The 14,590-nt window shown below is 66.4% G+C and carries 9 protein-coding genes; 6 read left to right on the forward strand and 3 right to left on the reverse strand.

The window, feature by feature from the left end; all coding sequences use genetic code 11:
• Positions 1-150: 150 nt before the first annotated feature.
• Positions 151-1,068 carry a transcriptional regulator MetR gene (gene metR, locus ACZ899_RS13330; protein WP_019097212.1) on the forward strand — a complete coding sequence of 306 codons (918 nt, stop codon included), beginning with the start codon at positions 151-153 and terminating at the stop codon, positions 1,066-1,068.
• Here metR and ACZ899_RS13335 read toward each other — a convergent pair.
• Positions 1,052-1,465 (reverse strand): NUDIX hydrolase, encoded by a 414-nt coding sequence (locus ACZ899_RS13335; RefSeq protein WP_203647774.1) that lies wholly within the window; start codon positions 1,463-1,465, stop codon positions 1,052-1,054. The two genes, metR and ACZ899_RS13335, sit on opposite strands and share 17 nt — an antisense overlap.
• Positions 1,466-1,640: 175 nt before the next feature.
• Here ACZ899_RS13335 and ACZ899_RS13340 point away from each other — a divergent pair, with 175 nt between their 5' ends.
• Entirely contained in the window at positions 1,641-5,927 is a 4,287-nt protein-coding gene (locus tag ACZ899_RS13340) for a DEAD/DEAH box helicase (protein WP_234561859.1), read from the forward strand.
• Between the two features lie 75 nt (positions 5,928-6,002).
• Here the strand turns inward: ACZ899_RS13340 and ACZ899_RS13345 are convergent, their stop codons facing one another.
• A complete protein-coding gene (locus ACZ899_RS13345) occupies positions 6,003-6,254 on the reverse strand; it encodes a type B 50S ribosomal protein L31 (RefSeq protein ID WP_203647775.1) in 252 nt (83 codons plus the stop codon).
• A gap of 180 nt (positions 6,255-6,434) precedes the next feature.
• Between ACZ899_RS13345 and ACZ899_RS13350 the strand changes: the two genes are divergently transcribed.
• Entirely contained in the window at positions 6,435-8,054 is a 1,620-nt protein-coding gene (locus ACZ899_RS13350; protein ID WP_203647776.1) for an FMN-binding glutamate synthase family protein, read from the forward strand.
• Positions 8,055-8,175: 121 nt separating this feature from the next.
• Here the strand turns inward: ACZ899_RS13350 and ACZ899_RS13355 are convergent, their stop codons facing one another.
• A complete protein-coding gene (locus tag ACZ899_RS13355; RefSeq protein WP_234563078.1) occupies positions 8,176-9,594 on the reverse strand; it encodes an amino acid permease in 1,419 nt (472 codons plus the stop codon).
• Positions 9,595-10,019: 425 nt separating this feature from the next.
• Between ACZ899_RS13355 and ACZ899_RS13360 the strand changes: the two genes are divergently transcribed.
• From ACZ899_RS13360 to ACZ899_RS13370, 3 genes are all read left to right on the forward strand, one after another.
• Positions 10,020-13,139 carry a transglycosylase domain-containing protein gene (locus tag ACZ899_RS13360; RefSeq protein ID WP_234563079.1) on the forward strand — a complete coding sequence of 1,040 codons (3,120 nt, stop codon included), beginning with the start codon at positions 10,020-10,022 and terminating at the stop codon, positions 13,137-13,139.
• Between the two features lie 104 nt (positions 13,140-13,243).
• Entirely contained in the window at positions 13,244-13,777 is a 534-nt protein-coding gene (locus ACZ899_RS13365; protein ID WP_203647779.1) for a PadR family transcriptional regulator, read from the forward strand.
• Complete coding sequence (locus ACZ899_RS13370; RefSeq protein ID WP_234563080.1) at positions 13,774-14,535, forward strand: siderophore-interacting protein; 762 nt, start codon at positions 13,774-13,776, stop codon at positions 14,533-14,535. The genes ACZ899_RS13365 and ACZ899_RS13370 overlap by 4 nt, the downstream gene beginning before the upstream one ends.
• The last annotated feature ends 55 nt before the right edge of the window (positions 14,536-14,590 follow it).

A 14,590-nucleotide genomic window follows, 5' to 3' on the forward strand; every position in this document is an offset into this window, starting at 1 on the left:
AAATCCGTTCGGGCGCGCTGCCACAAAACCGTGACAGTTTCGTGAACCTTGCCGAGCGGTCGTGTGCATCCTGTTATCGACAGCACATGGCAACATGAGGGAAACTCAACGCAATCTCGTTTTAGCTCAAAGAATGCTCACGGAGCCGTCGTGCTGGAAATCCGCCACCTGAAAACCCTTCATGCCCTACGCGAAGCAGACAGCCTGGTGGAGGCCGCCGAGCGCCTGCACCTGACCCAGTCGGCGCTGTCGCACCAGTTCAAGGAGCTGGAGGAGCGCCTGGGCCTGCCGCTGTTCGTGCGCAAGACCAAGCCCATCCGCTTCACCAGCGCCGGCCTGCGCCTGCTGCAACTGGCCGATGCCACCCTACCGCTGCTGCGCGGCGCCGAGCGCGACATTGCCCGCCTGGCCGGCGGTACCGCCGGACGCCTGCACATGGCCATCGAGTGCCACAGCTGCTTCCAGTGGCTGATGCCGACCATCGATCAGTTCCGCGATGCCTGGCCGGAAGTGGAGCTGGACCTGGCCTCGGGCTTCGCCTTCGCCCCGCTGCCGGCCCTGGCCCGCGGCGACCTGGACCTGGTGGTGACCTCCGACCCGGTGGACCTGGCCGGCATCACCTACGTACCGCTGTTCACCTACGAGGCCATGCTCGCCGTGGCCAACCAGCATGCGCTGGCGAGCAAGCCCTATATCGTGCCCCAGGATCTGCTCGACCAGACCCTGATCACCTACCCGGTGGAACGCGACCGCCTGGACATCTTCACCCGCTTCCTGGAGCCGGCCGACATCGAGCCGGCGGCGGTGCGCACCTCGGAGCTGACGGTGATGATGATGCAACTGGTAGCCAGCGGTCGCGGTGTGTGCGGCATGCCGCACTGGGCGCTGCACGAATACAGCTCGCGGGGCTACGTGAAGGGCAAGCGCCTGGGCGAGAAAGGGCTGTTCGCCACGCTCTACGCCGCGGTGCGCACCGACATGCTCGATGCACCGTACATGCGCGACTTCCTGCTGACCGCCAAGGACACCTCGTTCGCCACCCTGGACGGGGTCAGCGCGGTGCGTTGAGGCCTTCGCGCCACAGCGGCAGGATCAGGTCGCGAGTCAGGGGGGCCAGATCCAGGTCCGGCGCCTGGTCGGCGGACAGCCAGGTCACCTCTTCGATTTCCGCCGCCGGGTTTACCGTCGCGGTGCATTGGACGCGAAACAACTCGGCCTGCACCTCGAAGCCCGGTTCGTTGGCGGCCGGGGCGCTGAAACGGCCCAGGTGAATGGCCTGGACCGGGTCGACGCGCAGGCCCAACTCCTCGTGCAGCTCGCGTACCAGCGCCTGGGCCGGCGATTCGCCTGCATCGATCTTGCCGCCAGGCTGCATGAACGCCTGGGTGCCGCGCTTGCGTACCAGCAGGGTGCGGCCTTGCGCGTCGATGAGCAGGGCGGCGGCGATGCGGATAATGTTGGGCATGGTGGACTCACGAGCGAATGAAGGGGCGCAGGATACCTGACAAGGCCCTATCGCGGGGCAAGCCCGCTCCCACCAGAGCCCTGCCGAGTACGCGTGGGAGCGGGCTTGCCCCGCGATAGGCCTCCCGGACGAACGGCCCCTTGCCAATCCGCTGGCAACCCGCCATAACCAACCCATGAACCTCCCCGCCCACCAACACCCGGTGCTCGGCCTGTTCCACCCCGCCGTCGCCACCTGGTTCCGCCAGCGCTTCGCCACGGTCACCGAGGCCCAGGCCGGCGCCTGGCCGCTGATCCACGCTGGCCAGTCGATGCTGCTGGCCGCGCCGACTGGCTCGGGCAAGACCCTCAGCGCCTTCCTCGCCGTGCTCGATGAGCTGTTTCGCCAAGGCCTGGCGCACAACGGCGAACTGCCAGCACAGACCCAGGTCGTCTACGTCTCGCCACTCAAGGCGCTGTCCAACGACATCCGCCTGAACCTCGACGCGCCGCTCGAAGGCATCGGCCGGCAGCTCGAACAGCTTGGCCTGAAGGCCCCGCGCATCACAACCGCCGTACGTACCGGCGACACCCCGCAGAAGGAGCGCGCGGCCATGCGCAAGCTGGCGCCGCATATCCTGGTGACCACGCCGGAATCGCTCTACGTGCTGATGGGCTCGGCCTCGGGCCGCGAGGGGTTGGCCAACGTGCACACGGTCATCGTCGACGAGATCCACGCGCTGGCCGGCAACAAGCGCGGCTGCCACCTGGCGCTGACCCTCGAGCGTCTGCAGGCCCTGGCCGGCCGACCGCTGCGACGCATCGGCCTGTCCGCCACCCAGCGCCCGGTAGAGCGGGTGGCGCGGTTCCTGGTCGGGCATGAACGCCCCTGCGCCATCGTCGATATCGGCCATGCCCGCCATCGTGACCTGGCCCTGGAAGTGCCACCCGTGCCGCTGGGCGCGGTGATGGCCACGGATGTCTGGGAGCTGGTCTACGACCGCCTCGCCAGCCTCGCCCGCGAGCACCGCACCACCCTGGTATTCGTCAACACCCGGCGCCTGGCCGAGCGCCTGACCCGCCACCTTGGCGAGCGCCTGGGCAACCACGCCGTGGCCGCGCACCACGGCAGCCTGGCCAAGGAACATCGCCTGGCCGCCGAGCAGCGCCTCAAGGGCGGCGAACTGCAGGTGCTGGTGGCCACCGCCTCACTGGAGCTGGGCATCGATATCGGTGAGGTCGACCTGGTCTGCCAGATCGCCTCGCCGGGCTCGATCGCCGCCTTGCTGCAACGGGTCGGGCGTTCCGGCCACCAGGTCGACGGCGTGCCCAAGGGGCGCCTGTTCCCCACCTCGCGGGACGATTTGATCGAATGTGTCGCCCTGCTCGACTGCGTGCGCCAAGGCGAGCTGGACGAATTGCACATCCCCGAGGCGCCACTGGATGTATTGGCCCAGCAGATCGTCGCCGAAGTCAGCAACCAGCCCTGGGACGAACGGGCGCTGCTCGACCTGTTGCGCCAGGCCAGTTCCTACGGCCAGCTCGACGAAGGCCACTACCAGGCCTTGCTGCGCATGCTCGCCGAGGGTTTCAACGGCCGCCAGGGCACCCGCAGCGCCTACCTGCATCGTGATGCGCTAAACCACACCCTGCGCGGGCGGCGCGGCAGCCAGCTGACCGCCCTGACCAGCGGCGGCACCATCCCCGAGACCGCCGACTATGCGGTGCTGCTCGAACCCCAGGCGCTGAACATCGGCAGCGTCAACGAAGACTTCGCCGTGGAGAGCATCGCCGGCGATATCTTCCAGCTGGGCAACGCCTCCTATCGCATACTACGGGTCGAACCTGGCCGGGTACGGGTCGAGGACGCCCACGGCCTGCCGCCGACCATCCCGTTCTGGCTGGGCGAGGCGCCAGGTCGCAGTGACGAACTGTCCGCCGCAGTGGCCCGCCTGCAGCAGCGGATCGACCAGCAATTGCAGGCCGGCGACAGCCAACAGGTGCGCGCCTGGCTGCAAACGGCCTACGCCCTGGATGAAGGCTGCGCAGAGCAACTGCTCGACTACCTGGGTCGCACCTGGCAGGTACTGGGCGCCCTGCCCTCGCAGCAGACGCTGGTGATGGAGCGCTTCTTCGACGAGTCCGGCGGCACCCAGCTGATTATCCACTCGCCCTACGGCAGCCGGATCAACCGTGCCTGGGGCCTGGCCCTGCGCAAGCGCTTCTGCCGCACGTTCAATTTCGAGTTGCAGGCGGCGGCCAGCGAGGACGCCATCGTGCTGTCGCTATCCACCAGCCACAGCTTCGCGCTGGACGAGGTATGGCGTTACCTGCACAGCCGCACCGCAGAGCCGATCCTGGTCCAGGCCCTGCTCGATGCGCCGCTGTTCGGCGTGCGCTGGCGCTGGAACGCGGCGGTAGCGTTGGCCTTGCCGCGCTATGTGGGCGGACGCAAGGTGGCGCCGCAGATCCAGCGCATGAAGAGCGAGGACCTGGTGGCCGCCGTGTTCCCCGACCAGATCGCCTGCCTGGAGAATATCGTCGGCGAGCGGCAGATCCCCGACCACCCGCTGGTGCAACAGACCCTCGACGACTGCCTGCACGAGGCCATGGACAGCGAGGGCTGGCTGGCGTTGCTGCGGCGCATGGAAAATGGCGAGGTACGCCTGCTAAGTCGCGACCTGCCGGCCCCTTCGCCGCTGGCTTCGGCCATCCTCAACGCCCGGCCCTACACCTTCCTCGACGACGCGCCGCTTGAAGAGCGGCGTACCCAGGCCGTGCTCAACCGGCGCTGGAACGACGTGCACAGCGCCGACGACCTGGGTGCACTGGACGGCGACGCCATCGCCGCAGTGCAGGCCGAGGCCTGGCCGCAGGCGGACAACGCCGACGAAATGCATGAGGCGCTGATGAGCCTGGGCGCCATTACCCAACCTGAAGTAGAGGGCAATCCCGGCTGGCCGCAACTGCTGCTGCAACTGGCCAAGGCAGGTCGCGCCTGTCATCTGGATGCCGGGGAGCAACGCCTGTGGTTCGCCCGCGAGCGCCTGCAGGCAATGCTGATCCTGTATCCCGACGCACGCTCGCACCCGGACGTTGCGGTGTTGCCGGGCTTCGCCGACCCGCCCGACCTCGACACGGCCCTGGTCGAGTTGCTGCGCGCACGGCTCAGTGGCTTCGGTCCATTGACCCTGACCGAGATCGTCAAACCGCTTGCACAGCCGGCGGGTAATGCCGAACAGGCCCTGGCCCGCCTGGAAGGCGAAGGCTATGTGATGCGTGGCCACTTCAGCCCAGGCCAGACTGGCCTGCAGTGGTGCGAGCGGCACCTGCTGGCACGTATCCACCGCTACACGGTCAAGCGCCTGCGCCAGGAAATCGAGCCGGTCAGCCTGCAGGACTTCATGAGGTTTTTGTTCGACTGGCAGCACCTGGGTGGCGAAGCACGCCTGCGCGGGCCGCAGGCGCTGGGCGAAGTGCTCGCCCAACTGCAAGGTTTCCCCGCCGCCGCCGGTACCTGGGAAAGCGACCTGCTGCCGGCTCGTATCAAGGACTACAGCCCACACTGGCTGGACGATGCCTGTCGCAGCGGCCAGTGGGCCTGGAGCCGGCTGGCCTCGACACAGTCAGCCAGCACCCTGGCCAGCACGCCCCTGGTGCTGCTGCCCCGCGAGCACCAGGGGCTGTGGCGCAGCCTGGCGCCCACAGCCGACCTCGAACAACTGGGCGCACGCGCACGGCGGGTCATGCAGACGCTGCAGGAACAAGGCGCCTTGTTCTTCGATGAACTGGCCCATGAGGCCCACCTGCTACCCAGCGAGCTGGAGACAGCCCTGCAGGAACTGGTAGGTTCCGGCCTGGCCAGCGCCGATGGTTTCAGCGGCCTGCGCAGCCTGATCACACCCGCGGCCAAGCGCACTTCACGCAACAGCCGCCGCGGCCATCCTGCGCTGTCGAGCAGCATGGTCCACGCCGGACGCTGGGCGCTGTTGCGTCGTTCGAGCATTGCAGTGGACGCAGACCTGCGCCTGGAACATGTGGCCCGCAGCCTGCTGCGCCGCTATGGCGTCATGTGCTGGCGCCTGCTGAAACGCGAAAGCGACGTGCTGCCGTCGTGGCGGGACCTGTTGCGCTGCTACCACCGCCTCGAGGCCCGCGGCGAAATCCGTGGCGGACGCTTCATCGCCGGGCTGGCGGGTGAGCAGTTTGCCTTGCCCGAAGCCGTGGGGCTGTTGCGCCAGGTACGCAGGCGCTCACCGCAAGGCGAGCTGGTGGTGGTCAGCGGCTGCGATCCGTTGAACCTGGTGGGTACCTTGTTGCCTGGGGCCAAGGTACCGGCGGTGGCGGGTAACCGCGTGCTGTACCGGGAGGGTGTCGCGGTGGCCACTCGGGTGGCGGGGCGATACCAGTTTCTGATCGAGGCGTCGGCGACCGAGCAGGAGCAATGGCATCAACAGCTGTTGCGCCAGACGCCGCCCCTGTAGGAGCGGCTTCAGCCGCGATCACCCGCAAAGCGGGTGCCACACTCAGCGCAGCCTGCTTCGCGGCTAAAGCCGCTCCTACACCTGGAAACCGGCGAAGCGCTTGTTGAACCCGGCCACCCGCCCTTCGACCGTGGTCTTGCGCTGCTGCCCGGTGTACACCGGATGCGAGGCACTGGACACATCCAGCGCCACATAGGGGTAGGTCTGACCGTCGCTGTGCATCTGGGAGCGATCTGTCTCGACGGTCGAGCCGATCAGGAAGAACACATCGGCGGCAGTGTCGTGAAACAGCACGGGGCGATAGGCGGGGTGGATACCAGCTTTCATGAGGTCAATCTCCTGCGAGCAATAGTTACTTTATAACATATCTCATTACGAATGATTTTCGATACCCCAATTTTCATTTTTCTCGTCCGCCCCACGCTGGCATAGCGGCGCCCAACCGGGCTATGGTCGGGCTTTGCCCCAGGCCCCTGAGCCTGACCGAGCCATTCGCAAGGACACCGTATGAGCCTGTCACTCCTCAGCCGTTACGCCTTCTTCGCCGCCTGCGTGCTGTTCACCCTCGCCAGCCTGCCGTTCCTCACCCACGACTGGTTGTGGCCGTTCACCCTGACCACCGGGGTGCTCAGCCTGATCGGCGTGTTCGACCTGCTGCAGCAACGCCACGCGGTCCGCCGCAACTACCCGATCCTGGGCAACATCCGCTACCTGGTCGAGGGCATCCGCCCAGAGATCCGCCAGTACCTGCTGGAATCCGACAGCGACGCCCTGCCCTTCTCCCGCGCCCAGCGCTCGCTGGTCTACGCCCGGGCCAAGAACGAAGCCTCGGACAAACCCTTCGGCACCCTGATCGACGTCTACGAGTCGGGCTTCGAGTTCATCGGCCACTCCATGCGCCCGGCGCCGTTGGCCGACCCGGCGAGCTTTCGCGTCAGCGTCGGCGGCCCGCAGTGCACCCAGCCGTACTCGGCATCGATCTTCAACATCTCGGCCATGAGCTTCGGCTCGCTCAGCGCCAACGCCATCCGTGCCCTCAACCAGGGCGCCAAGCTGGGCAACTTCCACCACGACACCGGCGAGGGCAGCATCAGCCCCTACCACCGCGAACACGGCGGCGACCTGGTCTGGGAACTGGGCAGTGGCTACTTCGGCTGCCGCACCGCGGACGGCCGCTTCGACCCCGAGCGTTTCGCCGCCCAGGCGCAGAACCCGCAGGTGCGGATGATCGAGATCAAGATGAGCCAGGGCGCCAAGCCCGGCCATGGCGGCATCCTGCCCAAGCACAAGGTGACCCGGGAAATCGCCGAGACCCGTGGCGTCATGATGGGCGAGGACTGCATCTCGCCATCACGCCACAGCGCCTTCTCGACCCCGATCGAGATGATGCAGTTCATCGCCCAGTTGCGTGAACTGTCCGGCGGCAAGCCGGTGGGCTTCAAGTTCTGCCTGGGCCACCCGTGGGAATTCATGGGCATCGCCAAGGCCATGCTGGAAACCGGCATCCTGCCCGACTTCATCGTCGTCGACGGCAAGGAAGGCGGCACCGGCGCCGCCCCGGTGGAGTTCACCGACCATATCGGCGTGCCGCTGCGCGAAGGCCTGCTGTTCGTGCACAACACCCTGGTCGGCCTGAACCTGCGCGACAAGATCAAGCTCGGCGCCAGCGGCAAGATCGTCAGCGCCTTCGACATCGCCAGCGTGCTGGCCATCGGCGCCGACTGGGCCAACTCGGCGCGTGGCTTCATGTTCGCCATCGGCTGCATCCAGTCGCAGAGCTGCCACACCAACAAGTGCCCGACCGGCGTGGCCACCCAGGATGCCCTGCGCCAGCGTGCGCTGGTGGTGCCGGACAAGGCCCAGCGAGTACTCAACTTCCACCACAACACCCTGCGCGCCCTGGCCGAAATGCTTGCCGCCGCGGGTCTGGAGCATCCGGCGCAACTGGAGGCCAAGCACCTGGTGCGGCGGATCTCGGCCACCGAAATCAAACTGTTCTCGCAGATGCACGTGTTCCTCAAGCCGGGCGAGTTGCTGACCGGCGAGGTCAATGGGCAGTTCTATTCGCGGATGTGGCAGCTGGCCCGGGCCGATAGTTTCGAGCCGCATAGCGAGGTGGCGGCCTGATCGACCCTCATCGCGGGGCAAGCCCGCTCCCACGCCAATCCCGCAGAGCGTGGGAGCGGGCTTGCCCCGCGATGAGGGCCATACAAAAACAAAGCCCCGGCACTGGCCGGGGCTTTGTTCATCAGGAGGCGGTACTCGCCACGCCTTGGGCCTCTTTCGGCGCCAGGCGGAAGGTGTAGTACAGCGCCGTCAGCAGCACCAGGAACGCCGGGCCGATATACAGGGCCACGCGGGTATCCTCGAAGTACGCCATCAGCCCCACCACCAGCACCAGGAACGCCAGCGCCAGGTACGAGCTCAGCGGCCACAGCCACATGCGGTACTTCAGCGCGTTGCGCTCGGCAGTGCTCAGCCCGGCGCGGAACTTCAGCTGCGCCAAGAGGATCATCACCCAGGTCCAGATCGCGCCGAAGGTGGCGATCGAGGTCACCCAGACGAACACCTTCTCCGGCACCAGGTAGTTGGCCAGCACACCCAGCAGCAGCGCGGCGATCGACAGCAGCAGCGCGTTGCGCGGCACGCCGTTCTTCGAGGTGCGGGCGAAGGTAGCCGGGGCCTGGCCATTCTGCGCCAGGCTGTAGAGCATGCGCCCGGTGCTGAAGATGCCGCCGTTGCACGACGACAGCGCGGCGGTGATCACCACGAAGTTGATGATGCCGGCGGCGGTCTTGATGCCCAGGCGCTCGAAGGTCATCACGAACGGGCTGCCCTGGCTGCCGATCTCGTTCCACGGGTAGATCGACAGGATCACGAACAGCGCGCCCACGTAGAACAGCAGGATGCGCCAGAACACCGAGCCGATGGCCTGGGGGATGGTCTTCTGCGGGTTGCGCGCTTCGCCGGCGGTCAGGCCGATCATTTCCACACCCAGGTAGGCGAACATCACCATCTGCAGCGACATCAGCACACCGGTCACGCCATTGGGCATGAAGCCGCCGTTGCTCCACAGGTTGGAAATGCCCATGGCCACGCCGTCGTTACCGAAGCCGAAGGCGATGATGCCGATGCCGCCAAGCACCATGGCAATGATGGTGACGATCTTGATCAGGGCGAACCAGAACTCGAACTCGCCGAACGCCTTGACCGCGATCAGGTTGATCGCGCCCATGCTGCCCAGGGCCATCAGCGCCCAGATCCAGCGCGGCACGTCGGGGAACCAGATGCCCATGTAGATGGCCACCGCGGTGATCTCGGCGACACAGGTCACCAGCCACAGGAACCAGTAGTTCCAGCCCGTGAGGAAGCCCGCCAGGGGGCCGAGGTAGTCCTGCGCGTAGCGGCTGAAGGAGCCTGCCACCGGGTTGTGCACGGCCATCTCGCCGAGGGCGCGCATGATCACCAGGATGGCCAGGCCACCGATGATGTAGGAGAGCATGATGGCGGGGCCGGCCATTTCGATGGCCTTGGCCGAACCCAGGAACAGGCCGACGCCGATACAGGCGCCAAGGGCCATCAGACGGATGTGCCGTTCGCCCAGCTCGCGCTTGAGCGGGCCGCCCTGGACGGACTCGTCGTGGGCAGGATGGTTGCCGACTGGCATAGCGATACAACCTCATTTTGTTATTGGATTTGACCTTCGTGCAGCACCGGCCGCGCCGATAGGCGGGGCGTCGTCTCGCCAGGCCGCCTTGTGGGCGGGCCTGTCCACCGGGCGCGGGGCGTCGGCGGGTCGAAGGGGGCGAGCAGTATAGGAAGCCACTTGCAGGGCTTTTCACTATATACAGTGGGATATTTGGCGAGAATTCTCGGCAAAAAGCCCTTTACCGGAGGGGCATTCTGGCCTCGCTCCGCCCATGCACAGGAATGGGGCAGCTACATTAACAACATTGCCGAAGAATGGAAGTCGCACCAAAGGCGCATGTTCATACCTACCTCTTCGAAGCCTCCTACAAATTTTTCACCAAACCCGACCACCGTCTAAGCTTCAGACAAGTAACGCGAAAACACCTGGCCGGACTCAAGACTATGGGCGCACTGTGGCAATCGGAACCAACCAGAACGGAAGCACCCAAAGCACCTCAGGCTGAATCCCCCTCGCCCAAGCCACCCCGTCAGCGCCGCCTGTGGTGGCGCCTGATCCTGCTCATCCTGTTGATAGGCATGGTCGCGGTGGGTCTTGCCGCCTACGACGAGTTCCAGACATCACGCCTGCAATCGCGCGAGTTCAGCCGCCTGGCCGGCACCTTGACCTATGCCCTCGAACCCGGCCCCAGCGACGCCATCATCTACCCGGGCGACGGTCCGTTCGACAAGCGCCTGGGCTACAGCGCCCTGGGCGAGTTCCTGCCACGGCTGCTCAAGCGCGACTACCTGATCAACCAGCAGGTGCGTTTCTCCCCGGCGCTGATGAACTACGTCGATCACGGCCTGTTCGTGCCCTACGTGGAGAAGATCCAGGCCGGCCTGTCGATCACCGACTGCCGCGGCGACATGCTCTACCAGTACAACTACCCGCAGCACCTGTACCCGAACTTCGCGGCGATCCCGCCGGTGATGGTCAACAGCCTGCTGTTCATCGAGAACCGCGACCTGCTCGACCCGAAGGACCCGCAGAACAACCCGGCGGTGGACTGGCCGCGCTTCGCCAAGGCCGCCTACAGCCAGGTGGCCAAGTACCTGGCCCTGCCCGGGCAGTCGGCCGGCGGCAGCACCCTGGCCACCCAGCTGGAGAAGTACCGGCATTCGCCGGATGGGCTGACCGTCTCGGGCGCCGAGAAGATCCGCCAGATGATTTCCGCCAGCGTGCGCGCCTACCAGGGCGGCCCCGACACCACCGAGGCCCGCGAACGCATCGTGCGCGACTACCTCAACAGCGTGCCACTGTCGGCGGTACCCGGCCACGGCGAGGTGCACGGCATGGCCGAAGGCTTGCGGGTGTGGTACGGCGCCGACTTCGACCAGGTCAACCAGGCCCTCACCTCCACCGCCAGCGATGAAAAGAGCATGGCCGAACGCGGCCTGGCCCTGCGCCAGGTGCTGTCGCTGATGATCGCCCAGCGCCGCCCCTCGCACTACCTGTCCAAGGGCCGCATCGAGCTGGCCGAGCTCACCGATTCGCACATCCGCGTACTCGCCGCCAACGGCATCATCGAGCACCCCCTGGCCGACGCCGCCCTGGCCAGCAAGGCGGTGTACCGCGACTGGGTGGCCCAGCCGACCATCGTGCCGATCATCACCAACAAGGGCATCAGCCTGGCCCGCAACCGCCTGGCGGCCATGCTCAACCGGCCGCTGTACGACCTCGACCGCCTCGACCTGTCGGCCACCAGCACCCTGCAGGCCGACCTGCAAGTGCAGGTCAGCCAGTACCTGAAAAACCTCGCCGACCCGGAGTTCGCCGCACAGATCGGCCTGATCGGCGAACGCCTGCTCACCGCCAAGACCACCGACCAGGTGAGCTACAGCTTCACCCTGTTCGAACGCACCGCCGACGGCTCGCGGGTGCGGGTGCAGACCGACAGCACCAACCAACCCTTCGACATCAACGAAGGCAGCAAGCTAGAACTGGGCTCCACCGCCAAGCTGCGGGTGCTGACCACCTATCTGGAGATCATCGCCGAGCTGCACGACAAGTACGCCGGCAAGCCCGCGGCCGAGCTGAAGAAGGTCCCGGTGGCCGAACTCGACCGCCTCACCCAGTGGTCGCTGGAATGGCTGATGCAGAACAGCAAGAACCAGAGCCTGGACGCCATGCTCGACGCCGCGCTCGAACGCAAGTACTCGGCCAACACCGGCGAGGCCTTCTTCACCGGTGGCGGCATGCATGTGTTCAACAACTTCCGCAAGGAAGACAACAACCGCAACCCGACCCTCAAGGATGCCCTGCGCGAGTCGATCAACCTGCCGTTCATCCGCCTGATGCGCGACATCGTGCGCTACGTCACCTACCAGCAGCCGTTCAACCGCGAACCACTGCTCAGGGACGACAGCGACCCGCGCCGCCAGGAGTACCTCGCGCGCTTCGCTGACCGCGAAGGCTCCAACTACACCATGCGTTTCTGGAAGAAGTACCAGCGCAAGACCTCTCAGCAGCGTCTGGACACCTTCCTCGACAGCCTGCGCGTGACCCCGCAGCGCCTGGCCGCGGTGCACCGCTACCTGTTCCCCGAGGCCGGCCAGGAGACCTTCAACGCCTTCGTTCGCGCCCACAGCAAGGAAGACAAGAAGGCCATGGCCAAGCTCACCGACGGCCGCCTGGTGGAGATGTACGAAGCCTACGGCCCGGGCAAGTACGACCTGCCCGACCAGGGCTACATCGCCAAGGTCCACCCATTGGACCTGTGGCTGCTCGGCTACCTGCTGAAGAACCCCGGCGCCTCGCTCAAGGACGCCCTCAACGCCAGCCGTTTCGAGCGCCAGGAGGTCTACAGCTGGCTGTTCAAGAGCCGCCACCAGGGCGCCCGCGACAGCCGTATCCGCACCATGGTCGAGATCGAGGCGTTCACCGATATCCACCAGCGCTGGAAGCGCGTCGGCTATCCGTTCGACCATCTGGTGCCGTCGCTGGCCACCGCCATCGGCAGCTCCGGCGACCGGCCGGCCGCACTCTCCGAACTGGTCGGGATCATCCAGAACGACGGCGTGCGCCTGCCCACGCTGCGCATCGACACCCTGCATTTCGCCCAGAACACCCCCTACGAGACTCAGCTGATCAGCGACCCGGACCGTGGCCAGCGGATCCTCCCGGTGGAAGTCGCCCGGGCGCTCAAGGGCGCCATGTCGCAGGTGGTCGACGCCGGTACCGCGCGGCGCATCTCCGGCAGCTTCAAGCTGCACGACGGCACCCCGCTGGTGATGGGCGGCAAGACCGGCACCGGCGACAACCGCATCGAAAGCTTCGGCGCCGGCGGCCGGCTGATCGGCTCGCGTTCGCTGAACCGCACCGCGACCTTCGTGTTCTTCCTCGGCGACAACCACTTCGGCACCCTCACCGCGTTTGTCCCGGGGCGCTCGGCCGAAGCGTTCAAGTTCACCTCGGCATTGCCGGTGCAGGTGCTCAAGGGCATGGCGCCGATCCTCATGCCGTACCTGGAGCCGGGTAATCCCACCGCCTGCAAGGCGCCGCAGGTGGCGGGCCAATCCTGAACCATCAAAAAATCAGATGATAATCATCTGCATTTAACGGCTTGTCTTTAGATATATCTTGAGTAATATCTTACGATATATCTAAACAGACGGAGCCCTTCCTCATGCGCGACCACGACCCCTTCGAACGCCGCCCCGGCCGCGGCGAACGTGGCCCGCGGGTGTTCGCCCCGGGCGACCTGAAGCTGCTGATGCTGTCGATGCTGGCCGAGCAACCCGGCCACGGCTACGACCTGATCCGTCAGATCGAGACCCTCTTCGACGGCAGCTACAGCCCCAGCCCCGGGGTGATCTACCCCACCCTCAGCTACCTCGAGGAAGCCGAGCTGGTCACCGGCGCCATCCAGGGCAGCAAACGCCTCTATGCCATCACCGCTGCCGGCCGCAGTGCCTTGCAGGAACAGGCCGTCGCCCTCGACGGCGTGCGCATGCGCATCGAGGTGAGCAAGCGCGCCCTGCGCGGCCACGACCGCCCGCCGGAAATCCACGAAGCCGTCGGCAACCTGCGCCACGCGCTGCACATGCACAGCGGCCGCTGGACCAGCGAAGAGATCGAGCGGGTGCGCAACCTGCTCAACGACACCGCCAAGGCCATCGCCTCCGGGCCGGCCACCCCCGTTACGGAGAACACCCCATGAGCGACACTATTCATCGCGTCAATCACGAGATCCGCCAGCGCCGTCTCGAAGTGCTGCGGGTTACCGACCTCACCCCGCGCATGCGCCGCATCACCCTCGGTGGCACGGAGCTGGCCGGTTTCACCAGTGTCGGCACGGACGACCACATCAAGCTGCTGTTTGCCTGCAGCCCCGAGGAACAACAGGCCATCGACGCGCGCAACCTGGGTCGCGACGGCGGCGCCCGGCCGACCATGCGCGAGTACACACCACGGCGCATCGACCTGGTGAACAACCAGCTGGATATCGATTTCGTCCTGCATGGCGACGGCCCCGCCTCTACCTGGGCAGCCCAGGCCGCGCCCGGCCAGACCTTGGACATCGCCGGCCCGCGGGCCTCGATGGTGGTGCCGGATATCTTCGACAGCTACCTGCTGATCGGCGACGAGACGGCGATCCCGGCCATTGCCCGGCGCCTGGAGGAACTGCCGGCGGGCCGCCAGGTGCTGGCGGTGATCCAGATCGAGGACGAGCAGGAGCGCCAGGCGCTGACGAGCAAGGCCCAGGTCGAGGTGATCTGGGTGCGCCGGCACCAGGAGGATGTGCTGGAGCGGGTGAAGCACCTGGCGTTGCCCCAAGGCCGGTTGTATGGCTGGGTGGCGCTGGAGAAGGCACTGACCCGCCAGGCCAAGGCGCTGCTGCTGGAGAAAGGCGTGCCCGAGGATGCCCTCAAGGCTGCGGCTTACTGGCGAGCTGACGGTACCGCCGACGACGAATGATCAGAATCTGCACACCCCGGTGTAGGAGCGGCCTTGTGTCGCGAAAGGGCCGCAA

The organism is Pseudomonas sp. TE31087 (assembly GCF_057284075.1).